The organism is Bradyrhizobium sp. SZCCT0153 (assembly GCF_018129995.1).
GTDB classification, from domain to species: domain Bacteria; phylum Pseudomonadota; class Alphaproteobacteria; order Rhizobiales; family Xanthobacteraceae; genus Bradyrhizobium; species Bradyrhizobium japonicum_G.
In genome coordinates this window covers 214565-241478 of the sequence record NZ_JAFCKS010000006.1, presented here as the reverse complement: position 1 = coordinate 241478, position 26914 = coordinate 214565, and the positions used below count along the sequence as shown (strand labels likewise).

Annotated in this window: 18 protein-coding genes and 1 pseudogene; 8 read left to right on the top strand and 11 right to left on the bottom strand. The window is 65.8% G+C overall.

The genetic code is table 11. The features are described from left to right. Positions 1-2 precede the first annotated feature (2 nt). From JQ572_RS25645 to JQ572_RS25635, 3 genes are read left to right on the top strand one after another with little or no spacing between them, the layout of a single operon-like run. Positions 3-743, top strand: a complete 741-nt coding sequence (locus JQ572_RS25645; protein ID WP_211385603.1) for an ABC transporter ATP-binding protein — start codon at positions 3-5, stop codon at positions 741-743. Beyond that, positions 740-2128 (top strand): glycosyltransferase family 4 protein, encoded by a 1389-nt coding sequence (locus JQ572_RS25640; protein WP_211385602.1) that lies wholly within the window; start codon positions 740-742, stop codon positions 2126-2128. The genes JQ572_RS25645 and JQ572_RS25640 overlap by 4 nt, the downstream gene beginning before the upstream one ends. 2 nt (positions 2129-2130) lie before the next feature. Beyond that, positions 2131-3411: an O-antigen ligase family protein gene (locus JQ572_RS25635; RefSeq protein ID WP_211385601.1), complete on the top strand. Its 1281-nt coding sequence runs from the start codon at positions 2131-2133 to the stop codon at positions 3409-3411. Here JQ572_RS25635 and JQ572_RS25630 read toward each other — a convergent pair whose 3' ends face one another. The 6 genes from JQ572_RS25630 to JQ572_RS25605 all read right to left on the bottom strand — a co-directional run bounded on the left by JQ572_RS25630 (position 3412) and on the right by JQ572_RS25605 (position 11930). Next, positions 3412-4647, bottom strand: coding sequence for an ABC transporter substrate-binding protein (locus tag JQ572_RS25630; protein ID WP_211385600.1), 1236 nt, complete (start codon positions 4645-4647; stop codon positions 3412-3414). A gap of 108 nt (positions 4648-4755) precedes the next feature. After that, positions 4756-5667 (bottom strand): DMT family transporter, encoded by a 912-nt coding sequence (locus JQ572_RS25625; RefSeq protein WP_211385599.1) that lies wholly within the window; start codon positions 5665-5667, stop codon positions 4756-4758. Positions 5668-5752: 85 nt separating this feature from the next. Then, positions 5753-6634 carry an NAD(P)-dependent oxidoreductase gene (locus JQ572_RS25620; RefSeq protein ID WP_211385598.1) on the bottom strand — a complete coding sequence of 294 codons (882 nt, stop codon included), beginning with the start codon at positions 6632-6634 and terminating at the stop codon, positions 5753-5755. Positions 6635-6636: 2 nt separating this feature from the next. Then, a protein-coding gene (prfB, locus tag JQ572_RS25615; RefSeq protein WP_211385597.1) for a peptide chain release factor 2 occupies positions 6637-7768 on the bottom strand; the annotation gives its coding sequence in 2 pieces (ribosomal slippage) (positions 6637-7698 and positions 7700-7768; 1131 coding nt in all). Positions 7769-7880: 112 nt separating this feature from the next. Continuing rightward, on the bottom strand, positions 7881-10382 hold the full coding sequence (locus tag JQ572_RS25610; RefSeq protein ID WP_211385596.1) for a penicillin-binding protein 1A: 2502 nt from the start codon (positions 10380-10382) through the stop codon (positions 7881-7883). Between the two features lie 237 nt (positions 10383-10619). Continuing rightward, on the bottom strand, positions 10620-11930 hold the full coding sequence (locus tag JQ572_RS25605; RefSeq protein ID WP_211385595.1) for an N-acetylmuramoyl-L-alanine amidase: 1311 nt from the start codon (positions 11928-11930) through the stop codon (positions 10620-10622). A 703-nt stretch (positions 11931-12633) separates the two neighbouring features. Between JQ572_RS25605 and JQ572_RS25600 the strand changes: the two genes are divergently transcribed. Then, complete coding sequence (locus JQ572_RS25600; protein WP_211385594.1) at positions 12634-15744, top strand: Rne/Rng family ribonuclease; 3111 nt, start codon at positions 12634-12636, stop codon at positions 15742-15744. Positions 15745-15835: 91 nt separating this feature from the next. On the opposite strand, the gene JQ572_RS25595 is transcribed toward JQ572_RS25600, so the two are convergent. After that, a complete protein-coding gene (locus tag JQ572_RS25595) occupies positions 15836-16510 on the bottom strand; it encodes a helix-turn-helix domain-containing protein (protein WP_211385593.1) in 675 nt (224 codons plus the stop codon). Between the two features lie 209 nt (positions 16511-16719). On the opposite strand from JQ572_RS25595, the gene JQ572_RS25590 reads away from it, so the two are divergent. From JQ572_RS25590 to JQ572_RS25580, 3 genes are all read left to right on the top strand, one after another. Then, entirely contained in the window at positions 16720-18216 is a 1497-nt protein-coding gene (locus JQ572_RS25590) for an amidase (RefSeq protein ID WP_211385592.1), read from the top strand. 62 nt (positions 18217-18278) lie between these two features. Further along, positions 18279-19502: an MFS transporter gene (locus tag JQ572_RS25585; protein ID WP_211385591.1), complete on the top strand. Its 1224-nt coding sequence runs from the start codon at positions 18279-18281 to the stop codon at positions 19500-19502. Between the two features lie 16 nt (positions 19503-19518). After that, on the top strand, positions 19519-20751 hold the full coding sequence (locus tag JQ572_RS25580) for an NAD(P)/FAD-dependent oxidoreductase (RefSeq protein ID WP_211385590.1): 1233 nt from the start codon (positions 19519-19521) through the stop codon (positions 20749-20751). Here JQ572_RS25580 and JQ572_RS25575 read toward each other — a convergent pair. Further along, complete coding sequence (locus JQ572_RS25575) at positions 20748-22832, bottom strand: tetratricopeptide repeat protein (protein ID WP_211385589.1); 2085 nt, start codon at positions 22830-22832, stop codon at positions 20748-20750. The genes JQ572_RS25580 and JQ572_RS25575 overlap by 4 nt on opposite strands. 174 nt (positions 22833-23006) lie before the next feature. Between JQ572_RS25575 and JQ572_RS25570 the strand changes: the two are divergent. Further along, positions 23007-23441, top strand: a pseudogene (locus JQ572_RS25570) (Rossmann-fold NAD(P)-binding domain-containing protein); the annotation flags it as partial. A gap of 33 nt (positions 23442-23474) precedes the next feature. Here the strand turns inward: JQ572_RS25570 and JQ572_RS25565 are convergent. From JQ572_RS25565 to JQ572_RS25555, 3 genes are all read right to left on the bottom strand, one after another. After that, positions 23475-24809, bottom strand: a complete 1335-nt coding sequence (locus tag JQ572_RS25565; RefSeq protein WP_211385588.1) for a dicarboxylate/amino acid:cation symporter — start codon at positions 24807-24809, stop codon at positions 23475-23477. 84 nt (positions 24810-24893) lie between these two features. Next, a complete protein-coding gene (locus tag JQ572_RS25560; protein WP_211385814.1) occupies positions 24894-25448 on the bottom strand; it encodes a biotin transporter BioY in 555 nt (184 codons plus the stop codon). Positions 25449-25570: 122 nt separating this feature from the next. Further along, entirely contained in the window at positions 25571-26758 is a 1188-nt protein-coding gene (locus JQ572_RS25555; RefSeq protein ID WP_211385587.1) for a pyridoxal phosphate-dependent aminotransferase, read from the bottom strand. Positions 26759-26914 lie beyond the last annotated feature (156 nt).

Genomic DNA, 26914 nt, shown 5'->3' with positions numbered 1-26914 from the left:
GCATGGTCTCGATCAGCCTTCGCAACATCTGTCTCGACTATCCACTCTACGGCGCCTACGACTTCTCGCTGAAGCGGCGGCTGCTCGGGCACATCATCCGCGAGCCGGGCGAGATGCGGATCATCCGCGCCGTCGACAACGTCACGATCGAGGCCGAAGCCGGCGCCCGCATCGGGCTTGCCGGGCCCAACGGCTCCGGCAAGTCGACGCTGCTGCGCCTGATCGCCGGCGTCTATCCGCCGAGCAGCGGCAGCATCGCGGTCCAGGGCAACGTCGTGCCCCTGCTCGGCCTCAACGCCGGCGTCAACCTGGATTTCGTGGCGGAGGACAATATCGCGCTGCTGCTGCGTATCAGCGGCCGCAAGCCGACCCGCAGCGTCATCGACGATATCTGGGCATTCACCGAGCTCGAGGCGCGCATGCAGCGGTTGCCGCTGCGAATGTTCTCCTCGGGCATGCTGATGCGGGTGCTGTTCGCGACCGCCACCGCATTTCCGGCCGACATCCTGCTGCTGGACGAATGGCTCAGCGTCGTCGACGAGCATTTTGCGGAGAAGGCACAGGAGCGGCTGTTGAACCTCGTGTCGCAGGCGGCGATCGTGATCATCGCCTCGCACGACCAGCCGCTGCTGCGCCGCACCTGCACCAGCATCATCAATCTCGATCACGGCCGCATCGCCTCGACCGTGACGGTCGAGCCGCCGGCCACGCACACCTTCGAGCTTTGCGAGAAACGCGCATGAAACAGAACATCCTTGTCGTCTCCGAAGCGCTGGGCGAGCCCAACCACAAGCGCGGCATCTTCCACTTCACGCGCGAATTGATGCGCTCGCTCGCGGCCGAAGGCCATGAGCTGACGCTGCTGGTGGAGACCAGCCGGCGCTATCGCAAGCTCCGCCGGCGCGAGCGGCGCACGAAGCTGTTTTCGGCCCAGTCACGCAACATCGAATTGCTCGTCCTGTACCGCTACCTCGACGAGATCAACATGGGTGAGCCGCGGGCGCGCAATGGCCTGCGGCGCACACTCGATTGGCTGCGCCACAGGGCCTCCATGTCGGTGTCGTGGGACTATGTCCTCTGCTTCCTGCGCGCAATCGGGCTGCGTGGGCTCAATGCGCGGCTGATCGAGAACAAGACCGCGGCGCTCGAATACGTCCCTCCGGACCTGCGCCATCTCGAGCTATTCGACGAGTTCCAGCTCGAGCCCGGCTTCTACAGCTATCAAGATTCCTCGGCCTTCTTCCTGCTGCCGCCGCCGCGCGTCGACGCCCGCGACTACGACGTCATCGTCGTGGACACTCCGACCCGGGTGGCGATCAAGCGTAGGCCGAACGCCAAGGTGATCTGCGTCGTCCACGATTTGCTGCCGCTCACCGACCTCAAGCTCAGCGACGTCGCGACGCGGCTGTTCCTGTCGCGGCTCCTCACCAGCCTGCGGCAGGCCGACGAGCTCGCCTTCGTTTCAAACTACAGCATGATGCGGTTCAGGGAACTGTTGCCGCAATTTGCGCACCTACCGGCGCGGGTCGTGTATCCCCGCACCCGGTTCGACGCCCCGGATGTCCTGCACCTCCCAGCCCCGTCGGGGCGTCCGGGGCGGCCGAGCTTCGTCGTCATTGTGTCGAACGAGCCGCGCAAGAACGTCGCTACCGTCATCCGTGCCTTCCGTGGCGTGCCCCAGGCCGATCTCGTCGTGATCGGCCATGCCGGCCAGATCAGCCGGATGCGCAATCTGCCGCAAAACGTCCGCTTCGCCGGCTATGTCGACGAGCAGGAAAAAGCGGTTTTGATCGCGGAGGCGCACGGGCTGATCATGCCGAGCTTCGCCGAAGGCTTTGGCGTGCCGATCATCGAGGCGCTGGCCGCGAACACGCCGGTGCTGTGCTCTGACATCGCCGTCTTCCGCGAGGTCGCAGGCGAGCTCGCCGATTATTTCGACCCGTTCTCGACCGACTCCATCGCGGCCTCCGTCACCCGCGTGCTGACGCGGCAGGATGAGTGCCGCGGCAGGATCCGGGCGCGGTGGCACGAGCTTGCCGAGCGTTACGGCTACGAGACCCAGGCCCGCGACTTCCTCGGGCATCAGGCGGCCGCCGAGAGCCTCGTCGCCGAGCAGCTCGCGTCATAGAGATGACCGCCGAAACCGCGATGTGGCCCGGTCCTGCCGATCGGCACGGCGGGCACAGTCGGTGGCAGACCTGGCGCAACCCGGCCACGCTGATCCGGGCCGCCGATATGCTGGCCGTCCTGATCGCGGCGTCGCTGCCATGGTCCACCACGGCGCCTTCGATCTTCGTCGGGCTCTGGCTGCTTGCGGTGACGCCGACCATCGACTGGCGCGACTATGCGCGCAAGCTCGTGCAGCCAGCGCTGGCCTTGCCCTTCGCCCTGATGCTGCTCGCGCTTCTCGGCACGCTTTGGTCGGACGGTGCGTGGGCCGACCGGCTGCATGCGATCAAGCCGGTCGCAAAGCTCGCGCTCGTTCCTCCCCTGCTCTACCATTTCAGCCGATCGGAACGCGGCTTCCGGGTGGGTCTCGCCTTTCTCGCCTCCTGCGCGCTGCTCGCGGTCTACTCCAGGATCGTGCTGCTCGATCCCGCCTGGAAGCTCACCGCGACGGCATCATCAGGCGTTCCCGTCAAGAACTACATCGACCAGAGCCAGGAATTCACGCTTTGCGCGTCTGCGCTGGCGCTGCCCGCGCTGAATTACTGGCGCCGCAGCAAGCCGGCCGCGACCGCCGCCTGTCTGGCGCTGATCCTGCTGTTCGTCACCAACATGGCGTTCGTCGCCGCCGCCCGCACGGCGCTGCTCTGCATCGCGGTGCTGCTCGCCCTGTTCGCGTGGAGGCATCTGGGCCGGCGCGCGGCGCTGGTGCTGCTCGCGGGCACGGTCGCCGCGAGCGCGCTGGCCTGGACGGCGTCGCCCTATCTGCGCCAGCGCATCACGGACATCGCCGTCGAATACCGCCACGGCCACGAAGACATCAACCGCGCCTCAACGGCCCAGCGGCTGACCTATTGGCGCAAGTCGCTTCATGCCTTTGCCGAGGCACCTCTGGTGGGACACGGCACGGGATCGATCAAGCGGCAGTTCGAACGTGCGGCTGTCGGCGACAACGCCCTCGATACCGAAATCGTCAGCAATCCGCATAACCAGGCCCTCAACGTCGCCGTCCAGTGGGGCCTCCTCGGCGTGGTTCTGCTCTACGCGATGTGGATCGCACATTTTCGCCTGTTCACTGGCGACGGAATTGCGGCCTGGATCGGCCTCGTGGTCGTTGTGCAGAACATCGCGAGCTCACTGCTGAACTCGCATCTGTTCGATTTCCACGAGGGCTGGATGTATGTGCTGGGCGTCGGCGTGGCCGGCGGTATGGCACTGAAGGTGAAAGCCAGGGCCCAGTCCTGACTACTGGCCGCGCTCGTGGCCGACCTCGCCGGTGATGACGTCGCCGAACAGCTCCCAGGCCTGCCCGTTGAAGCGCATCAGCTGCATCTGCTCGATCGGGAAGTAGTCGTCGGGCGAGGTGTTGACCATGACACCGGGCAGCATCAGGTCGGTGTGAAAGTCCTTCAGGTTCGCGGCCTGCTTCATGACGTTCTCGCGGGTGAGGTTGTCGCCGCACTGCTTCAACACCTGCGCCATCGCCTCGGCCTGCACATAGCCGTAAACATTGTTGGAATTGGCCTTGTCGCCGTCAGGGTAATATTTGTCCATGAATTCGCGCCATTTGACCACCGCCGGATCCTTGTCCCAGGTCGGATCGGTCGGGTCCTTGAGATAAACGGTCGAGATGATGTCCTTGGAATAGTCGAGCCCGGCCGGTTTGAGCACCGAGGCGACCGAGGTCGCGGTGTTGGCCAGGAAGAATTTTGGTTTCCAGCCGAGCTCGCCGACTTTCCGGATCGCCTGCGCCGAACCTTTCGGCGCAGCCCATGAGAAGAAGATGTCGGCGCCGGAATCGTGCAGGGCGACGATCTGCGAGTCGATCGAGGGGTCGCTGACCTCGTAGGATTTGTCGGCGATGATCATGCCGGCCTTGTCGCCGAGCCCGTCCTTCAGGCCCTTGAACTGGTCCTTGCCGGCATCGTCGTTCTGCCAGAACACCGCGATCTTGCCGTTTGGAAAATTGTCGCGGATGTATTTTGCGTAGATCCGGCCCTCGCTCTGATAGTTCGGCTGGAATCCCATGGTCCAGGGAAAGTTCTTGGGGTCGCCGAACTTGGTGCCGCCGGAGGCGACGAAGAGCTGCGGCACCTTCTTGGCGTTCATGTATTTCATGATCGCCGAATTCGAGGGCGTGCCGAGCGGCTGGAATATCAAGAGGACTTCGTCACTCTCGACCAGCTTGCGCGCCTGCTCGATCGCCTTCGGCGGGGAATAGGCATCGTCATAGCTGATGAAATTGATCTTGCGCCCGTTGATGCCGCCCTGGTCGTTGATCATCTTGAAGAAGGCGGCCTCGGTCTTTCCGATCACGCCATAGGACGACGCCGGCCCGCTATAGGGCATGATGTTGCCGATCTTGATGTCGGTATCGGTGGCTCCGGGGTCGTACTTCTTCTGCGCCGAGGCCGGTGTCGTGACGAGCACGCCGGCAGCAAGCATGGCGAGGGCAGCAAGGTTTTCGCGACGACCCGGCATCGTTCTCTCCCCTGTGTTTTATCGTCTTGTTTTGCGGAGAGTGTCGCAAGCTCGCCTGCGGCTGGCAAGCGCCGCGATTTTCCGCGAGGTGAAACGCGACTCCGGAACCTACGCGCCGCGCCGCAGCAGGTTCAGAACGCGCCCGTCGATCACGAGCAGCGCGCTGCCGATGACGATCGCGCCCGCGATCTCACGAATCGAGATCGGCTCGCCCAGCACCAGCCATCCCAGCAGAATGGCGGTGACGGGAATGAGCAGCGTCACCAGCATGACATTGGTTGCGCCCGAGCGCCGCAGGATCTGAAAGAAGACGATATAGGCGAGCGCCGTCGACAGGCCGGCAAGGCCAAGCACGGCGAACCATGTCGCTATGCCCGGCATCGGAAGGCGCCACGGCTGCTCCATTGCGCCGGCGACAACCGCCATCATCACCGTCGACGCCATCAGCTGAAACGTCGCCGTCCCAAGCGGTGGCGAATCCTTCAACAGCCGCCGCGCCGCCAGCGCTGCAAAGCCGTAGCTGAGGGCGCCGCCCAGGCAGAGCAGGATGCCGAGCCCCTGCCCCGGCCTCGTCTCGATGCCCCACCCCCGCAGAACGATCACGCCGGCGAGGCCCAGCGCCACGCCGGCGACGCGCCGCATCTGCAAGGCCTCCTCACCCGCCGCGGCCATCACCATCACCGTGAACAGCGGCGTGGTCGCATTCAAAACCGACGCCAGCCCGCTCGGAATGAAAGTCTGCCCGATCACGATCAGCGAGAACGGGACGACGTTGTTGAACAACCCGATCGTGGCAAACGCTGTCCAGCTCTTCATGTCCTTGGGAAAGCCGATCCCCTGCATGCGAAGCAGCGGCAGGAGAATGACCGCACCCAGCGCAACGCGAGCAAACACGAGCGTCAGCGGCGACAATTCCCGCAGCGCCGCGCCGTTGAAGAAGAACGACCCGCCCCAGAGCACCGAGAGCACGGCGAGCAGCGACCCGTCGCGCGCATCGATCCGGTTGTCGTTCGGGAGCATGGCGTCCAAATTCCGGTCAGACCTCCGGCCTAGAACAGCGCGTCGGGAGTCGCCACCCGATTTCCGGGGATTTGGGAGGTCCGCGCTAGGACGGCTTCTTCGGCCGCGACACCAGCTCGATCATCTTGCCTTCGTCGTCGTCGGGCATCGCGGCCTTCGCTTGCGCGTAGGCCTCCACTGCGGCGCGGGAGACCAGCGGCTTGGCTGCCAGCAGGCTCTCTGCGAGCTTCACGGCATAGGCGGCATCCTTGTGCCGCAGCGCCGCCGTGAACGTTGCACCGGAAAAATCGCGGGCAGCCATGCGCTTGGAATGACGCTGAACCTGCGGGCTTGCGGCGACGCCTGCCTGGATCGATTCCAGCACGAGGTTCATGTCGAGGCCGGCCTGCTCGGCGATCGCAAGGCCCTCGGCCAGGCCTGCGATCTGGATCGCTCCCATCAGATTGTTGATCAGCTTGTAGACCGTGCCGGCGCCAACTGGTCCGAAATGGCGGATGGTCGAGCCGATTGGCTCGAGATAGGGCCGCGCGCGATCGAGGTCAGCCGCGTTGGCGCCGACCAGCAGCGTCAGCTTTCCGCTCGCTGCCGCATCCGGCAATCCCGTCACGGGGCAGTCGATGTAGATCAGCCCGCGCGCGTTGAGCTCGCGGCCCATCTCGCGGGCATGATCATAGGAGACTGTGGAGCATTCGATCGCGATGGTACCGGCCTTGGCCGTCTTGGCCGCGCCCTTCGGCCCCAGCCAGACCGCGCGCGAGGCTTCGTCATCGGCAACCATGGTCACGACGGCGTCGGCGTCGATCGCGGCATCTTCAGGTGATGTCGCCCAATGCGCACCACGCGCGATCAAATCCTCGGCCTTGGCCTTGCTGCGATTCCACAGCGTCACCGTGAAGCCGGCATCGAGATAGCGGCCGGCCATGCCATGACCCATGCGCCCCAATCCGATGAAGGCGACACGGGGCATGATCAGTCCACGTCCTCGATGTCGCCGGTCGTGGTGCCGAAGGCGCGCTGCGCCAGCGTCGCGGCCATGAAGTCGTCGAGCTCGCCATTGAGCACGCCCGACGTGTCGGAGGTCTGCACGCCCGTGCGCAGATCCTTCACCATCTGGTAGGGCTGCAGCACGTACGAGCGGATCTGGTGGCCCCAGCCGATATCGGTCTTGGCGGCCTGGTCGGCAGCGGCCTTCTCCTCGCGCTTCTTGAGCTCGATTTCATAGAGACGCGCGCGCAGCATGTCCCAGGCCTGCGCCTTGTTCTTGTGCTGGGAGCGGCCGGCCTGACAGACCACCGCGACACCGGTCGGGATATGGGTCAGACGCACCGCGGATTCGGTCTTGTTGACGTGCTGACCGCCGGCACCGCCGGAGCGCATGGTGTCGGTACGAACGTCGGATTCCTTGATGTCGATCTTGATGCTGTCGTCGATGACGGGGAACACCTGCACACTGGAGAAAGACGTGTGCCGCCGCGCGTTGGAATCGAACGGCGAGATGCGCACGAGGCGATGCACGCCGGCTTCCGTCTTCAGCCAGCCATAGGCATTGTGGCCGGAGACCTGGATCGTCGCCGACTTGATGCCGGCCTCTTCGCCCTCGGACTCTTCGAGGAACTCGACCTTGAACCCGTGGGTCTCGGCCCAGCGCGTGTACATGCGCAGCAGCATCTGCGCCCAGTCCTGGCTCTCGGTGCCGCCGGCGCCGGCATGGACTTCCAGATAGGAATCGAAGCGGTCGGCTTCGCCCGACAGCAGCGCCTCGAGCTCGCGCCGCGCCACTTCCTTCTTCAGGTTCTTGAGTGCAGCCTCGGCTTCAGCAACGACCCCCGTATCGCCCTCGGCCTCGCCGAGCTCGATCATGCCGATGTCGTCTTCGAGCTCCTGCTCGACCTTGCCGATGCCGGAGAGCGAATCCTCGAGCGAGGTGCGCTCCTGCATCAGCTTCTGGGCTTTCTGGGGATCGTTCCAGAGGTTGGGATCTTCTGCGAGCTTGTTCAGCTCAGCGAGGCGCGCCGTCGATTTCTCGACGTCAAAGATGCCTCCTCAGCAGCCCGACAGACTGCTTGATCTCTTCTACCAACCGTTCGATTTCGGCGCGCATGTCGTTCTCTGGTCTCACGGAAATGTTTCCGCGTCTGATTGCAACGGGATGTAGCGGCGGCGGCTGCAAAGCGCAACCGCCGCGGCGAAGAAGGCCCCTCTTGTCCCAGGCCTTAGTACAAGCCGCCGGTGCCCGGCCGCATGAAGAAGCCGGAATCGGGCTGCTGCTGCTGCGATGCCGGCATGCGGCCGTCGGCATCGGCAACGCCGATGACTGAGTAATTATCCGGCGGCGCCGTGCCCGGCTTGAAGGCCTCGAGGATGGTTCCGCCGGTCTCGCCCGGTCCGGCGCGCATGCCAGTCTTGGCGACGACGCGAACCAGCTTGATGCCCGCCGGCACCTTGAACGGAACCGCGGGCTTGTCGGCGAGCGCGAGCTGAAGGAAGTCGCGCGCGATGGGGGCCGCGAGATGGCCGCCGGTCGCGGCGTTACCTTTGCCGAGCGGACGCGGCTTGTCGTAGCCCATGTAGATGGCGACGGCGATGTCGGGCGAGAAGCCGACGAACCAGGCGTCCTTGGCCTCGTTGGTGGTGCCGGTCTTGCCGGCGATCGGCTTGCCGACCGCTTTGACCACGGTCGCGGTACCGGCCTGGACCACGCCCTCCATCAGCTCGGTGATCTGATAGGCCGTCATCGAATCCAGCACCTGCTCGCGGCGGTCGATCAGCTGCGGCTCAGGCTGGTTCTTCCAGCCGCCGGGCGCGTCGCAGCCACGGCATTCGCGCTGGTCGTGCTTGAAGATGGTGTGGCCGTAACGGTCCTGGATGCGGTCGATCAGGGTCGGCTTCACGCGGCGGCCGCCATTGGCGAGCATCGAATAGGCCGTGACCATGCGCATCGCCGTGGTCTCGCCGGCGCCGAGCGCGTACGACAGGTAGTTCGGCAGCTCGTCATAGACGCCGAAGCGGCGGGCATATTCGCCGATCAGCGGCATGCCGATGTCCTGCGCGAGGCGCACCGTCACGGTGTTGAGCGACTGCCGCAGCGCGTTGCGCAGCGTCACCGGCCCCTGGAACTTGCCGGAAGAGAAGTTTTCGGGCCGCCACACGCCGGCGCCCTGGCCCTGGTCGATTTCGATCGGCGCGTCGAGCACGACCGTCGAGGGCGTATAGCCGTTGTCGAGCGCGGCCGAATAGACGATCGGCTTGAACGACGAACCGGGTTGCCGATAGGCCTGCGTGGCGCGGTTGAACTGGCTCTGGTCGAACGAGAAGCCGCCGACCATCGCGAGCACGCGGCCGGTCCAGGGGTCCATCACCACCATCGCGCCGGACACTTCGGGAATCTGACGCAGCCGGTACTGGCCCTCGACGGGCTGACCGTCCTTGTAAAGCGGATCGGCATAGATCACGTCGCCGGGCTGGAGCACCTGCGACACCGCACTCGCCGCCCTGCCCTTCGTGGCCCCCGAGGCCGCCTTTGCCCATTTGATGCCGTCGAGCGTGATGAGGCCGGTCTCGCGCTGCTTGCTCACGGCGCCGCCGAGCTCGCGGCTCGGCTGGAAGCCGATGCGCGCCGACTGGTCGCTGGTCTCCAGCACCACCGCCATGCGCCATGGCGAGATGTCGGACAGCGACTTGATCTCGGCGAGCTTCACGCCCCAATCGCCCGAAATATCGAGCTTGCTCATGGCGCCGCGATAGCCCTGCTGCTCGTCATAATTGACGAGGCCGGCGACCATGGTCTTGCGCGCCATGACCTGGATCTTCGGATCGAGCGTGGTGCGGACAGAGAGACCGCCCTCGTAAAGCTTCTTCTCGCCGTAGCGCTCGAAGATGTCGCGGCGCACTTCCTCGGCGAAATACTCGCCGGCGAAGGTGTGAGCGCCGTTGGAACGGCTGGTGACGACCAGCGGCTCCTTGCGCGCCTTATCGGCGTCGGCCTGCTTGATCCAGCCGTTCTCCAGCAGGCGGTCGATCACGTAGTTGCGGCGCTCGATGGCGCGGTCGCGGTTGCGGACCGGATGCAGCGTCGCGGGCATCTTCGGCAGCGCCGCGAGATAGGACGCTTCGGCGACGGTCAGCTCGTTCACGGACTTGTCGAAATAAACCAGCGACGCGGCCGCGATGCCGTAGGCGCCAAGGCCCAGATAGATTTCATTCAGATACAGCTCGAGGATCTTGTCCTTCGAGTAGGTCTTCTCGATGCGCATCGCCAGCAAGGCTTCCTTGATCTTGCGGGCGAAGGAGACCTCATTGGTCAGGAGAAAATTCTTGGCGACCTGCTGGGTGATCGTCGAAGCACCCTGCGGACGGCGGTTGGAGCCGTAGTTCTGGAGATAGACCAGGCCGGCGCGCGCCATGCCGGTGTAGTCGATGCCGCCATGCTCGTAGAAATTCTTGTCTTCGGCTGCGAGGAACGCGTTGATCACGAGCTTCGGCACCGCCTGGATCGGTAGGTAAAGCCGCCGCTCCTTGGCGTATTCGCCGAGCAGCGAGCCGTCGACCGCGTGCACGCGGGTCATCACCGGCGGCTCGTAATCCTGAAGCTGAGAGTAGTCCGGCAAGTCCTTGGAGAAATGCCAGATCAGGCCTGCCACGGCCCCGACACCAACAAGGAACACCACTGTTCCCGCAGCGAACAGGAAGCCCATGAACCGCACAAGCAAGCGCATTATCTGTTTATCCGTTCAATCCCTGGATCAGCCCAAGATCACATCAAGATCAGCCTGGACGCAAAACCGGCGTCCATGTCACGTCGCGAACTCACCGGCCTACGCAATCATATCAGTGCCGGACTTAAGACGCTTGCCGAACGGGATTCTCGCCGATTCCGGAACCCCCTGCGGCGTTTTTATAAAGCGCCCGCTGTGGCCAAACTAGGGCTTTTGCGGCGGAACGGAAAAACCCTTTCAATTCGAAGGCCCTGTCGAAGGCCCTGCTGTGGCCATCCGCTTGGCCAGGAAGCCGTCAATGGCCTGCGCCATCGAACCCACGGCACGCGACCGCCAGCCCTCCGAGACCAGGTGCTCGAGGTCCCCCTTGTTGGAGACGTAGCCGATCTCGACCAGCACCGAGGGCACATCGGGCGCCTTCAGGACGCGGAAGCCGGCCGACTTCAGGGGATGCTTGTGCATGCGCACCGTCGACTTCATTTCGCCCATCAACAGCCGTGCAAAACGGCTTGAAAAGGTGCGGGTTTCCCGCTGGGTGAGGTCGATCAGGATGTCGGCGACATCCGTCGGCTCCTCCGCAAGGTTAAAGCCTGCGATCGCGTCCGCGCGATTTTCCGCATCCGCCAGTCGCTGCGCCTCGGCGTCGGAGGCCTTGTCGGACAGCGTGTAGATGGTGGCGCCCTGCGCGTCTCCCTCGGCGCGCGGCAGCGCGTCGGCGTGGATCGAGACGAACAACGCCGCCTTGAGACCGCGCGCGACTTTGACCCGGTCGTTGAGCGGGATGAAAGTGTCGTCGTCCCGTGTCATCACCACGCGGTACTTGCCGGTCTTTTCCAGCCGGTCGCGCAGCGCCAGGCCGAAGGCCAGCACCAGGTTCTTCTCGCTCTCGCCGCCCGACTGCGTGCCGTTGTCGATGCCGCCATGGCCGGGGTCGATCACGACCACCGCGCGGCCATCGGCCTTCTGCTGCCCTGCGTCAGGGGCCGCGGATGCCGGAACCGTTGTTGCAGGCGGCGGATCGGCGATCGCGGGCCGCAGTTCAGGGCGGTTTTCCGGAGTGAGCGACGGCACGAAGGCCGCGCGGTCGACCTCTTCCAGCTCGAGCACGAGCCGGGCCGGCTGGCCGTTGGCGGCCTCCAGCACGTAGGAATTGGCGATCTTGGCCGGGCCGGTCAGGTCGAACACGATTCGGGAGCCGCCGGGCATCACCAGCCCGTAGCGGAAGGCCTTCACCAGTCCCCGTCCTCCGGAACCCGTGCCGGCGGGGAGTTGAAAACTGACTTGGGGGACGTCGACCACCACCCGATACGGGTCGGCCAACGTGACGGCGCGGAAGGTCACGGCCTGGTCGATGTCGAGGATGAAGCGGGTCTGCTTGCCGTCACCGGCCAGCCGGGCGGCCGAGGCGACTGGAAAATTCGCTGCTGCAACAGAGGGTTGCGGCGGGCTCTCCGCGGCCTTCAGACGCGTGGAATCAGCACACGGCAATGCCGCGGCGCACAGCAGCGCACATCCCAGCAACACCCTTTGATTTGCGCGGCTCGCCACCGATTCCGTGCCTCCGAGCAGCCTTTTTAACGCAATAGAACCACAGGGTTAAACGATCCTTAATGGCAGACGCGCGAAACTCGCTGACTGTGACCGCCGTGCGACGCTCCCTTGCACGGTTGCCCCATTCCACGTATGTACGGAATGCTGACGGCCGATATTTCCGGTTGTGTCGCATTCAGCCCCCGGTGCAGCGCCGGAAATCCCAAGGTTCGGGAATTCCAGCGTTTTTCCGCTCTCCTCTAAGACCAGCGCGGTGCGCGGCAGCGAGGTGGAGCGGGGCAAGTACCGGCGGCGGACGGTCTCCGGATACCGCTGTGTTTCCGGGACGGTTCTGACAGCGGCGTGACCCGTTACCCGGTCCCTTAATCCCAGGGGAGCGGTTCGTAATCCCAAGGCGAGCGCGCTCGCGCCATGCCTGGCCAGCAGCAACTGATTGAAGGGCGGCCTCGCCGCCCAGTGTTTCATACGGGCCGACGCTTGATGCGCCAGACTGTGCCGACGAAATCTGAAGGACCATTCGCGACGCTGCGGAGTGAAAATCCCGCGCGCCGCTTTGGTCCTGAAGCTTCCGGTTCGGCAAGGTGCGAGAGACGGTGTTTCGGCCTTCCCCTCACCCCCGAATCAGGTGGACCGTCGCGTCACCCGGCAGCGCTCTTGGCGCCCACGGTCGATCGCGCCCGCCGCCGCCAAGAGTTAAGACATGCCCAACAAGATGTTGATCGATGCCACCCACCCGGAAGAGACCCGGGTCGTCGTGGTCCGCGGCAATCGCGTCGAAGAGTTTGATTTCGAGACCGCGCAACGCAAGCAACTGCGCGGGAACATCTACCTCGCCAAGGTCACCAGGGTCGAACCCTCGCTCCAGGCCGCTTTCGTCGAATATGGCGGCAACCGCCACGGCTTCCTCGCCTTCAGCGAAATCCACCCCGACTACTACCAGATCCCGGTTGCCGACCGGCAGGCGCTGATCGAGGCCGAAGAACAGGCCCATCGCGAGGCCGAGGAAGAGACCGAGAACCGCTCCCACGGCCGCCGCCGCTCGCGCCACCGCAACGCCCGCCGCCGCGGTCAGAGCGAACGCGTCCGCAGCGAAATCGTCGAAGGCGCCGATGCCGCGGCGCAGCCGGTCGAGGGCGGGGCGCTGCCGGAGCACGCCGAGGGCGTTTCGCACGAAGGCGAGCATCTGCACGCCGACGCGGAACATCATGGCGAGCACGAAGGCCACGATCATCACGACCACGATCATGGAGACCATGATCACGACGATCATCATGCCCATGATGACGATCACCATCACGCTCACGATCATCACGACCATGGTCATGACGGCGAGCACGATCATCACGACCATGATCATGCCGCCGAGACGCCCGCGCCTGTCGCGGCAATCGGCGCCGAGCCCGCGTTCGCGACCGAGACCGCTGCCGAGCCCCAGGAATCTCAAACCTTCCAAGCTCAAGCCTTCGAAGCTCACGCTTCCGAGGCGCACGCCGAGGCTCTCGCCGAAGCCGTGACGTCAGCCGCTGAACCGGCCGACGCCGTGTACGCCGCCGGCGAAATCACCGAGGCTCGTCATCAGGAGTCCGAGGAGGACGAAGACGACGAGGACGAGGACGGCGAGGAAGCCGAAGATGAAGTCGTCGAATCCGTCGGTGGTGACGACGTGCTCGAGGAAGTTCCGGAGCGCACCTTCCGTCCGCGCCGCCAGTACAAGATCCAGGAAGTCATCAAGCGCCGCCAGGTGATGCTGGTGCAGGTCGTCAAGGAAGAGCGCGGCAACAAGGGCGCGGCGCTGACGACCTATCTGTCGCTCGCCGGCCGCTATGCCGTGTTGATGCCCAACACCGCGCGTGGCGGCGGCATCAGCCGCAAGATCACCAGCGCGCAGGATCGCTCGCGCCTCAAGGAAGTGGTGCAGGATCTCGACGTGCCCGAGGGCATGGGCATCATCCTGCGCACGGCAGGCGCCGCCCGCACCAAGCCCGAGATCAAACGCGACTTCGAATATCTGATCCGGATGTGGGAGACGGTGCGCGACCTCACGCTGAAGTCGCAGGCCCCGACCCTCGTCTACGAGGAAGGCTCGCTGATCAAGCGCTCGCTGCGCGACCTCTACAACAAGGAGATCGACGAGATCTCGGTTGCCGGCGACTCCGGCTACCGCGAGGCGCGCGACTTTATGAAGATGCTGATGCCCGCCAATGTCGGCGCGGTGAAGCAGTATCGCGACGGCCAGCCGCTGTTCTCACGCATGGGCGTCGAGAGTCAGCTGGATGCGATGTTCTCGCCGACCGTGCAGCTGCGCTCCGGCGGCTACATCGTGATCAACCAGACCGAGGCGCTGGTCTCGATCGACGTCAACTCCGGACGCTCGACCCGCGAGCACCATATCGAGGACACCGCGCTCAAGACCAATCTGGAGGCGTCCGAAGAGGTCGCCCGCCAGCTTCGCCTGCGCGACCTCGCCGGCCTGATCGTCATCGACTTCATCGACATGGACGAGAAGCGCAACAACCGTGCGGTCGAGCGCAAGCTGTCCGATTGCCTGAGGCAGGACCGCGCGCGCATCCAGGTCGGACGCATCTCGCATTTCGGCCTGCTCGAGATGTCGCGCCAGCGCATCCGCGCCAGCGTGCTGGAATCCTCGACCGATCCCTGCCCGCATTGCGGCGGCACCGGCCATGTCCGCTCGGTATCCTCGGTGGCGCTGCAGCTGCTGCGCGGCCTCGAAGAAATCCTGATGAAGGGCGCGACCCACAATCTCGTGGTCCGCACCCGCACCGACGTCGCGCTCTACGTGCTGAACCACAAGCGCGGCCATCTGCGTGATCTCGAGAACGGCTTCAAGGTCACGCTGGCGGTCATCGCAGATCCCAGCGTCAGCGGACCGCAGGCCTATCTCATCGATCGCGGCGAGCAGGTGCATACGCTGGAAGCCGCCAAGGCGCTGCTCGTGGCGCAGGCGGCAGCGAGCCCGCCGCCCCTGGTCGAAGAAGCCTACGAGGACGAAGAGTTCGATCTGGAGACCGAATCCGAGGTCGAGACCGAGGAGACCGAAGGTCTCGCCGAAGAGCAGGCTGCCGGTGATGCAGCGACCGAGCAGGACGGCCAGCGCGGTCGCAAGCGCCGCCGGCGTCGTCGCGGCCGTGGTGGCCCGCGCGACGGCGAGCTTCGCGAAGACAGCCCGCCCACCCTTCCCGAACCGGCTATCGCGGCCGGCGAAGGCGAAGAGGAGGCCGAGTCCGAGCAGGATGGCGCCGAGGACGGCGAGGAGCAGGCAGCCCGTGGCGAGCAGCAGGCCAACGCCGACCGCCGCCGCCGGCGCGGTCGCCGTGGCGGACGCCGCCGGCGCGGTGGCAACGAGGAAGGTCTCGCCGGCTCCATCGGCGACGAGCTCGGGGCCAGTGCGCCGCCGGAGGCGACCGACGCAGTCGCTGATTTCGACGGCTTTGGCGGCGAGGCTGCGCCCTCGATCGCGCAGGCCGAACCCACCGCCGAGCCTCAGGTCACCCAGCCTGAGCCGCGTGCTGAAGTCCCGTTCGAAGCGCCGGCCCGGCACGAGCCGGCTCCTGCCGCCGCGGAAGAAGAGCCCGCCGACGACAAGGCCGCGCGGCGCCGCTCCACGGTCCGGGAAAAGGTGAGCTTCCTGTCGAGCAGCCCGAGCGAACCGGCAACACCGGCTGCGCAGGCCACTGAACCGGTTGCCCCGCCCGCGCCGGCTCCGGAGCCCGCGCCGCAAGCGACAAGCGAAACATCGGCCGCACCGCGTCGCGCCGGCTGGTGGTCGCGCCGCTTCGGCGGCGGCGAATAAGAATAAGACGAGCACCAAAACAAGAGCGCCCGGCCTTGGCCGGGCGTTTTCCGTTTCGCGCTCGCTTGGCTTCGCGCTGCCTTTGCCGACTTCAGAGCGACGGCGGATCGTCCGCAACATCGCGCGATGCGATCTGGCGGAGCTGATCATAGAGATCGGGGCCCTCGCTGGTGCAGAGACAGACGCCCTTGGCGGCAGGCCCGTCGCCGGCGTTGAGGTAGGCGTGGCCCATGGTGCTGTCGAGATAGATGCCGTCGCCCTCGTCCAGGATCTCCGGCGCATAGAACTCGGTGTGGACGGCGACGCGTCCGCTCGTCACCAGAAAATACTCCTCGCCGGCATGACGCAGCAGCGGGCCGAACTCGCTCAGCGAGCGTGCGCGCACCTCGGCCAGGATCGGCACCATACGTTTGCCGATCAGGTCGGTGCATTGATACGTGTAGGTGTAGAACCCGGTCGTGATCACCTGGCCCTGCCCGGCGCGGCTGATGCTCCGCCGCGCCGTGACCGGCCGGTCCTGCACGGGGCGCGGAGACGCCGGATTGAACAGCTCGGCGATCTCCATCTTCAGGCCCGAGGTGAGCTGGAGAAGCTTGTCGTAGGTCAGCGACATCAGGCCGTTCTCGACCTTGGACAGGGTCGAGAGCGCCATTCCGGTCCGCTCCGCCACCTGCTTGAGCGTCAGCCCACGCGCCTGGCGGGCCGCCTTGAGGCATTGGCCGAGCTGGGAATTGGCGCCCTCCGGCGTCGTCGTGATCTCGCTCATGCCGTGAGGCTACCACGGCGGCAGAAAAATTGTTGACCGATCCATCTAATCTTTTGGACGGACGCAAGGCCTCCAGAGGCCTAAAGTTCCCGTTTTAGGCAGCCGTGCCAGTATTTGTGCAAGAAATGGCTCCATCTGACAAATATTGGTGCGCCTCGTTGACTTTCCGATATGCTAAATCGTTTTCACAATTTGAAAGGGGATTGGCATTGTCCGGACTTTGCGATTCCAGCGCCGTTGAGCTGCGCCGTCTGCTGGCCGCCCGGGCGATCTCGCCCGTCGAGCTGCTGGATTCCTGCCTGTCGCGGATCGCCACCATCAATCCTGCCGTCAACGCCGTCGTGACCCTGGACGAGGCAGCCGCACGCGCCGCGGCCAGGCAGGCCGAGGCTGCCATCCTGCGCGGCGAGGATCGCGGCGCCCTGCAGGGGCTCCCCGTTCTCATCAAGGACACCCAGGACACCGCCGGGCTGCGCACCACCTATGGCAGCCCGCTGCTGCAGGACAACGTTCCGGCCTCCGACCAGGGCTCGGTCGCACGGCTGCGTGCGGCCGGCGCCATCATCTTCGGCAAGACCAACACGCCGGAATGGGCGGCCGGCGGCAACACCCGCAATCCCGTGTTCGGCGCGACCGGCAATCCGTTCGATCCGATGCGTTCGGCGGCCGGCTCCTCCGGCGGCTCGGCGGTGGCGCTCGCCTGCGGCATGGCCCCGCTCGCCTCGGGCTCCGACACCGGCGGCTCCTTGCGCAATCCCGCCGGCTTCGCCGGCATCGTCGGCATGCGGCCATCCTACGGGCTCGTGGCGAGCGAGAAGCGCGCGTTCGGCTGGTCCAATTTGTCGACCGACGGGCCGATGGCGCGCAATGTCGCCGACACCGCGTTGATGCTGTCGGTGATGGCGAGCGACGATGTCCGCGATCCGCTCGCCTATACGCTGCCCGGCGAGCAAGTGCGCGCGCGCGCCGAGCGCTGGGCCGCTCCGCGCCCCGCCGACCTCGGCAAGCTGCGCCTCGCCTTCACCGAGGATTTCGGTTTCGCCCCGACCGAGCAGGCGGTCCGGCGCGTGTTCCGTCACCGCGTGGACGAGCTTGCGCCGCTCTTCGCCGATTGCCGCGAAGCGACGCCGGATTGCGCCGGCGCTGACGACGCCTTCGCGGTGCTGCGCGCAGGCCTGTTCCTGGCGACGCACGGCAAGAACTACAAAGAGCGGCCCGACATGCTCGGCCCCAATGTCCGCGCCAATGTCGAGGAAGGCCTCGGCTACACGCTCGAGGACCACGCGCGCGCCACGACGACGCAGACGCGAATCTATCGCGCCTACCAGACCTTCTTTGAATCTTGCGACGTGCTGATCAGCCCGACCATTACGCTCAGCCCGCGCCCCTGGTCGGAGCTCTATCCTGCCGAGATCGACGGCGTGCCGACCAGATCCTATTTCCACTGGCTCGCGCTCGCTTATGCCGTCACGCTCCCCGGCCATCCCGCAATCAGCATCCCGCTCGGCCTCGATGAAGCCGGCCTGCCGTTCGGCCTTCAGATCGTCGGCCCGCGCGGCGGCGACGCCATCGTGCTCTCGGTCGCCGCGAGCATCGAGGCCGCGTTCGCGGGCGATGCGCAATTGTGCCGGCCGGTGCCCGACCTGGCGCGGCTCGCCGCAGCGCCGCCATTGTCGGCCGCGCCCGGTTTCCTCACCTGGGAATGACCAGAACCTGGGAATGACCCGAAACCAGCCCCGGCTGCAGCGCCGGCGCAACGGAGACGAGCATGACGGAACTGCCGAGGAAGACCAGCGTCGTCGCATTCGTCCTGCTCTACATCGCCTACTGCATCTCCTATGTCGACCGCGCGGCGATCTCGCTGGCGCTGGCGCAGATCGGCAAGGACTTCAACCTCCAGGCCGCGGATCTCGGCATCGTCATCAGCGCGTTCTTCCTCGGTTACGCCGCGATGCAGGTGCCGGGCGGATGGCTCTCCGACCGCTTCGGATCGAAATATGTGGTGATCATCACCATCGTGATGTGGTCGCTGTTCACGGCGTTCACGAGTCTTGCCTGGTCGCTCACCTCGCTGATCGCGATCCGCTTCATCTTCGGCATCGCCGAGGGCGGCTTCCCGCCGGCGAGCATCCGCGCCATCGCGGAAGTCTTCAAGAAGGACAGCCGGCCGAAGATGTCGGCACTGCTGCTGTCTTCCAACTATGCCGGCAGCATGGTCGCGCCGCTGATCATGGCGCCGCTGATCCTCGCGCTCGGCTGGCGCCATGCCTTCAACGCGATCGGCATTGCCGGCATCGTCTTCGCGGTGGTCTATTTCGTCTTCGTCCCCTATCTGGGACGTCCGGACGCGAGCGACAAGGACACATCGACGAAGGCCGAGAACCGTGCGCCGATGCGCGAACTCATGAAGAATCCGCTGCTGTGGCAGCTGATGGTGGTGTGGTTCGGTCTCAGCTGCGTCAACAAGGGGCTGGATTCCTGGATGCCGCTCTATTTGCTCCAGCAGCGCGGGCTCGACCTCAAGACCGTCGGCGTGGTGGCGCCGATCCCGTTCGTGATGGCGACGATCGCGACCGCGAGCGGCGGCTGGGTGATGACGACGTTCTTTGCCGAGCGCGAAAAATATCTGCTGATCGGCAGCTCCGCATTGACCGGCATCTTCCTCTACGCCATGTACAAGGCGGAGACGATCACGATGCTGATCGTGTTCCAGTCGCTGGTGTACTTCTTCAAGTCTTTCGTGCTGGCCTCGGTGATCGCGCTTCCGACCAAGCTGCTCCGCGACGACCAGATCGGATCGGGGATCGGCATGGTCAATCTCGGCGGCCAGAGCGCGGGCTTCGTCGCACCCGTCGCCATCGGCTTCATCGTGACCGGCACCGGATCGTTCGATGCCGCCTTCGGCTTCCTCGTGGCGATGACGGCGTTGTCCGTCGTGGTCGCCGCAACCATCAACACGGCGCAGCCGAAGCTCGCCCCGCAGCCGGCCTGACAGGAGAATTCTGCCGATGCAAAGCGCGATCGTTCTCGGCGGCGGCATGATCGGCGTGAGCGCGGCGCTGCACCTCCAGCAGCGCGGCTGGTCCGTGACGCTGGTCGACCGCAGGGAGCCGGGCCGCGAGACCAGCTACGGCAATGCCGGGATGATCCAGGCGGAGGCGGTCCGCCCCTATCCGATGCCGCGCGACATCGCCACGCTCCTGAAGATCGCGACCGGCCGCACCAACGACGTGCGTTACAGCCTGTCGTCGCTTCATCTCCATATCGAGCCCCTGCTCCGCTACTGGTGGCATTCGGCGCCGAAGCGGCATCGCGAGGCGATCGACGCCTGGGCGCGGCTGATCGCCTACGCGACGGCCGAGCACGACATCCTCATTCGCGAGGCCCATGCCGACAATCTGATCCGCCGCGCGGGCTACCGGCATCTGCATCGCGACGCAGCTTCCTTCGATCTCGCCGTCAAGGCTGCGGATGAAGACCAGCGCGAATTCGGCGTCAGGTTTCGCGCGCTGTCGGGGGCCGAGCTCGCCAAAGCCGAACCGATCCTTCGCGACGACCTGCCCGGTGCGATCCATTGGCTCGACACCTGGACCGTGTCCGATCCCGGCGCGCTGGTCACGGCCTATGCCGAGCTGTTCGAGCGCCTCGGCGGCACCATCGTGCTTGGCGATGCCCAGAGCTTGCAGCAGACGGCGACCGGCTGGTCGGTCGCCACCGACACGGGACGTATCGACGCCCCGCATGCCGTCGTGACGCTCGGACCGTGGTCGCCCGATCTGCTGCACAAATTCGGCTATCGCATTCCGCTGGTGCGCAAGCGCGGCTACCACATGCATTACGCCGGCGGCGCGTCGCTCGATCTGCCGCTGGTCGACAAGGCCGGCGGTTACGCCATGGGACCGATGGCGAAGGGAATCCGCATCACCACCGGCGCGGAATTGACCGGCATGGACGCGCTCGCCACGCCGGTGCAACTCGCCAGCGCGGAAGCCTCCGCGCGCGAGCTGATCGACCTCGGCAAGCGCGTCGAGCCCGCCCCATGGTTCGGCACCCGCCCCTGCACGCCCGACATGCTGCCGGTGCTCGGCGCCGCCCCGCGCCATCCGGGTCTCTGGATGAACTTCGGCCACGGCCACCAGGGTTTTACGCTGGGACCCGCGACCGGCCGCCTGCTCGCCGAAATGATGAGCGGCGAGACGCCTGCGATCGACCCGGCGCCATACCGGCCGGAGCGTTTCTAGCCTTCGGCACTCGCGGCGAGCAGCGCGAGCGCGGCCGACAGGCGCAGCAGCGGGTCGTCCCATTCGCGCGGGGCGCGCTGGCGGAACAGCCGCATGGTCGGATACCACGGACTGTCCTCGCGCTCGCGCAGCCAGCGCCAGTCCAGTGCGTAAGGCGTGAGCATCCACACCGGACGGCCGAGCGCACCGGCGAGATGGGCAACCGACGTGTCGACCGCGACGACGAGATCGAGTGCGGCCACGGCTGCCGCGGTATCAGCGAAATCGCCGAGCGCCGGCGCAAGATCGATGATGTCCTTGCCGAGCGCCGCCAGCACCTCGCCATCCCCGGCGCGCGGCTCCTTTTGCAGGCTGTAGAGCTGCACTCCGGGCATCACGAGACGGGGCAGCACGGCCTTCGCCGACAGCGAGCGCTGCTGGTCGCCCTTGTGTTTGGCATTGCCGGCCCAGACCACCCCGACCTTGAGCCGCCTCTCGCGCCCCAGTGCGGCCCGCCAGCGCAAGAGTCTTTCGGGATCCGGCTGCAGATACGGCACGGCCGCTGGAATATTGTCGAGCGTGGTGCCAAAAACCCGCGTCAAGCTCATCAGCGGCAATTGCAGATCGAACGGCGGCAGCTTCTCGCCGCGCGGAATCACGGCGACGTCGGGCAGTTGCCTCAACAGCGAGGCCAGGGCGAGCTGCACCTGCAGGACGATCCTGCCGCCCCTCGCCGCCGCCATCGGCACATAGCGCACGAAATGCAGGGCATCGCCGAGTCCGTATTCGGCGAACAGCAGCAAGGTGCGGCCGTCCAGAGTCTCGCCCTGCCATTCCGGCTCGGTGAACGAGGGATCGCCATCCGACAGCGTCTTGCATTTGCGCCGCCACCGATAGGCTTCGAACCCGTCGGCGAACTCACCGTTCATCAGCAGGAAATGCGCGTGGTTGTACTGCGCGAGCGGCTGCTCCGGATCGAGCGCGATCGCGCGATGCGAGGCGGCGAGCGCGGCGTCGATCTCGCCGGCATTGCGCAGCGCGACCGCGAGATTGGCGTGGCCCTTGGCATAGGCGGGATCGGCCACGACCGCGCAGCGATGCGCGGCGATTGCACGCTCCACGCGTTCCTGCTTCTCGAAGATGATGCCGAGATTGGTCCAGGCCGCGGCGTGATCGGGCTTGAGCAGCAGCGCCTGCTCGCAAGCGGCAACCGCCTCGTTCAGCGCGCCGAGCTCGGTCAGACAGGCGCCGAGATTGCTTGCGATCACATGATCCGACGGATCGCGCGCGACGGTCTGCCTGTAAGCACCGGCGGCCTCGGGCAAGTGACCGGCTTCGTGCAGGACGAGACCCAGCAGGCGCAGCGCCGGAGCATTGTCCGGTATGAGCGCGATGGCGCGGCGGTACTGGACGATGGCATCTTCGAGCAAGCCTTGCCGATAGAGCACGGCGCCGAGATTGCAGAGCACCCCGGGATCGTCGGGATCGCCGTCGAGTGCGCGGCGATAGGCGACCTCCGCCTCGCCGAGCTTCAGCTGGTCCATGAGGAGGTTGCCGAGATTGAGCCAGGCGCCGCGATAGGCCGGCTCCCGCGCGATGACCGCGCGATAAGCCTCCTCGGCTTCAGTCAGCCGCCCCTGCTCCGCGAGCACCACCGCAAGATTGAAACAGGCGCGGGTCAGATGCGCGTCGAGCGCGAGCGCGCGGCGATAGGCAAGTTCCGCCTCGTCGAAGCGCGCGAGCTCGCCGAGCGCCACGCCGAGCTTGTTGTGCAGGCCCGCATCGTCCGGCCTCCGGACCAGCGCGCGCCGGAACGCCGCCACCGCGCCCTCGCGCTCGCCCTTCACCGCGAGCGCGTCGCCAAGCGTGACGAGGGCCGGCGCGTGCTCCGGATCGATGTTGAACACGCGGCCAAGCAGCGCGGCACCGTCGGCTGCGCGGTCGGTGACGAAAGCCGCGACCGCGGCAAGATGCAGCGCCGGCACGTGATCCGGCTCCGCCCTCAGCACCTCCGCACAGAGCGCGTCGGCCTGGTCATGGCGACCTGCCGCAAAATGCTCTGCCGCCTGCAGCACAATCTGATCGACCCTCGCCTTGCCCACGATGCCCCGCCCCTTCAACGTCAGATGCGGGTTAAACGCACGAGGGCGCGAATTCCGTCAGTCGGTTGGCGCGGCGAAGCAGTTTTTTGATCCGCGCGGCATCCTCGGGCGTCGCCGGGTTGTAGACGATCATGCTGAGATCGGAGCGGCCCTCGACATTGAAGCTCGAATTAATTTCTGGACAATTGCGAGCTGGACCGCCGCGCAATCCTGGCCATCGGCGAGGCGCTCAGGGGACCCGACCGCCCGCTCATCGTCACCTCCGGCGTCGCCCTGCTCGCGCCCGGACGGCGCGCCACCGAGGACGACGACGCGGCGCACCACTTTCCGCGCGTGTCGGAACAAGGCGCGACCGCAAGGCAGTATCATGCGATCGCCGAGGAAGGCGTGCCGTTCAAGGCGATTGCGGAGATGATCGGCCGGCGGCTCGGCGTGCCCGTGGTCTCGAAGTCGGTGGATGAAGCACCCGCGCATTTCGGCTGGTTCGCGCAGTTCGCCGGCGTCGACGTTCCGGCATCGAGCGCAAAGACGCGCGCCTTGCTCGACTGGGCGCCGCAAGAAAAAGGGCTGATCGAGGATCTCGACCAGCCCTGTTACTTCAGGACCTGACGGCGCTTTGCGCCGCCGCAGTCAATTGACAGATCAGTCCGTCGTGATCGCCGTTTCCATGTCCGTCGGGTCGATCTGCTTGGAGAGGTTGGCGTTGAGCTTGTCGCGGTCGAGCTCACCCTCCCACCAGGCGACGATCACGCACGCGACGCCGTTGCCGCAGAGATTGGTCAGCGCACGGCACTCGCTCATGAACTTGTCGATGCCGAGCACGATCGCCATGCCCGGCACGAGGCGCGGATCGACCACGGCGAGAGTCGCGGCGAGCGTGATGAAGCCCGCTCCCGTAATGCCCGAGGCCCCCTTCGACGTCAGCATCGCCACGACCAGGATCGTGAGCTGCTGACCGAAGGAGAGATCGAAGCCGAGTGCCTGCGCGATGAACAGCGTCGCCAGCGTCATGTAGATGTTGGTACCGTCCAGATTGAACGAGTAGCCCGTGGGCACCACGAGGCCGACCACCGACTTGGAGCAGCCGAGCCGTTCCAGCTTCTCCATCAGGGACGGCAGCGCGCTTTCCGAGGACGAGGTGCCGAGCACGATCAGGAGTTCGTCCTTGATGTAGGCGAGGAAACGAAAGATCGAGAATCCGGCAAGCCGCGCGATGATGCCGAGCACGACGAACACGAACAGCGCGGCCGTGACGTAGAACGTCGCGATCAGCCCGATCAAATTGAGGATCGCTCCGGTGCCGAACTTGCCGATGGTGAAGGCCATCGCGCCGAACGCGCCGATCGGCGCCGCGCGCATCACGATGGAGATGACGCCGAACACCGCATGCGCGGCATCATCGATGAACGAGCGGATCGTGTGGCCGCGCTCGCCGAGACTCATGATCGCGAAGCCGAACAGCACCGAGAACAGCAGCACTTGCAGGATCTCGCCTTGGGCAAAGGCGCCGACCACGGTATCCGGAATGATGTGCAGCACGAAGTCGACCGACTTCTGACCGGCAGCCTGCTTGGCGTAATTCGCAACGGCCGCCTCGTTTGCCGCCGCATTGCCGAAGCCTGCGCCCGGCTTCACCACATTGCCGATGACTAGGCCGATCAACAGCGCGAAGGTCGAGACGACCTCGAAATAGACCAGCGCCTTGACGCCGATGCGCCCGACCTTCTTGGCGTCCTGGATGTGGGCGATGCCCGAGACGACGGTGCAGAAGATGATCGGGGCGATCACCATCTTGATCAGCTTGATGAACCCGTCGCCGAGCGCCTTGATCCAGTCGTTGGTGGCAACCGTCGGCCAGAGCCAGCCGACGATGGCGCCGAGCATGATGGCGATCAGCACCTGGACGTAGAGAACCTTGTACCACGGCTTGGCGGCAGCCGGCGCGACCGGCGCCCCCGCCATCGTTGTCGTTGTCATTGTTTCACTCCCCCTCAAAACGCCGGGCCAGCCAAGATCAACTTGGCCGGCCCTGTCAATTGGAACTGCTCTTCATTGCGCGCTTTAGCTGCGATCGACGATCCGGCGTGCCGCCGGCATCAGCGTCGCGCCCAGCGCGTTCTTGACCAGCGAGGCCGCAATGAACGGCGCAAGGCCGACCTGCCACGCCTTCGCAGCGCCAAGGCCAACGCCGCAGGCCAGCCAGCCGAAGCCCGCGGCCAGAATGAGGATGTGGCCGGCCGCCATGGCCGCAAACAGCAGCACTACGCTGCGATCCCAGCCGCGCTCGGCGAGCCAGCCGGTGACAAAGGCGGCGCCGATGAAGCCGAACAGGTAGCCCGCGGTCGGGCCGACCAGCGGTGCAATTCCGCCCACGGGACCGGCGAACACCGGCAGGCCCATCGCGCCCTCGGCGAGGTAGGCGATCATGGTTGCGCTGCCAAGGCGCCAGCCATACGCCGCGCCGATCATCAGCACGACCAGCGTCTGCAATGTCATGGGCACGTAAGGCAGCGGCAGGTTCACCTTGGCTGACAGCGCCATCAAGGCGGTGCCGAGCGCAATCAGCACGATGGCGCGCAAGGCGCCGACGGTTTCACCCGGCCGGGCGGGCCACATCAAGGCGGCAAGAGGAGAATGCGGCGCAGCAGTGGGCGCGAGGGAACGGTCAGACAAGTTGAACTCCGCAAGGCTGTTTTCGAAACAAGGCTGTTTTCGAAACGGCTGTCGAAAACTGGCGGCTATTTAAGCCAGTGAGCGATCCGGTCAACTGCTTCCCGCATCTCCGCGGCCGAACGCGCATAAGAGAACCGTATGAAGGAACGGCCATGGACGGGATCGAAATCGACGCCCGGTGTCGCCGCAACGTGTGCCTGCTCCAGCATCTGCTTGGCGAACTCGAAACTGTCGGAGGTGAAGTCGGAGACGTCGGCATAGAGATAGAAGGCGCCGTCGGCCGGCAGAAACTTGCTGAGGCCTGCCTTGGGCAATCCCTTGATCAGGATGCGCCGGTTTTCCTGATAGCCGTGCTTGATCTCCTCCATCTCGGCCGCACCGTCGAAGGCAGCCTCTGCTGCGATCTGCGACAGCGACGGCACCGAGATCGACAGGTTCTGCTGCAGGCGCTCGATCGGCCGCACCAGCACATCAGGCACCACCATCCAGCCGACGCGCCACCCCGTCATGCAGAAATACTTCGAGAACGAATTGATCACGAGCGCGCGGTCCGACAGCGCCGCCGCCGTCACCGCGGGAAACGCGTAGTCGAGGCCGTGGTAGATCTCGTCCGAGATGAAGCGGATGCCGGCATCTTCCGCCGCCGCGATGAGGCCCGCGAGCGCCTCGCGGGACATCATCGTCCCCGTCGGATTGGCGGGGCTGCCGACCAGCACGCCCTTGAGCGGCGCCTTGCGATGGGCCGCCAGCAGCGCTTCGCCGGTGAGCGCATGGCGCGTCTCGTTGGTGGTCTCGATCAGCACCGGCTCGCAGCCGAGCGCGGTGAGGATATGACGGTATGGCGGATAGCCCGGCACCGTCACGGCGACGCGGTCGCCGGGTTCGAACATCGACAGGAAGGCCAGGATGAACCCGCCGGAGGAGCCGGTGGTCACCACGATCCGTTCCGGGCTGACGTCACAGCCATACGCATCGCGATAGTGGCGTGCGATCCGCTCGCGCAGGCTCGGGATGCCGAGCGCGGAGGTATAATCGATCCGCCCGGCCTCCAGCGCCGCACGGGCGGCCGCGATCGCCGTTTTCGGCGCGCCGGCGGCGGGCTGGCCGACCTCCATGTGGATGACATGGCCGCCGGCCGCCTCGATTCGGGCCGCGGCGGCCATGACGTCCATCACCATGAACGGGGGAACGTCGCTGCGGCGGGAGGGCTCGAGCCACTGCCCCAACCGGTTCCTCAATGTCGCATCGTGCATCGGTTTCTGCTAATTCGCTGGCGGACCGGTCCGTCCGGTCCGGGAAACGGGGCGCTTGCGCCCCAGACTGGCCGCATTGTACGGCTCATAAGGGGGACGGCTCACAAGGGCATATCGCGTATCCGGTCCGCCGCCAATCGCCAAAACCAATCCACA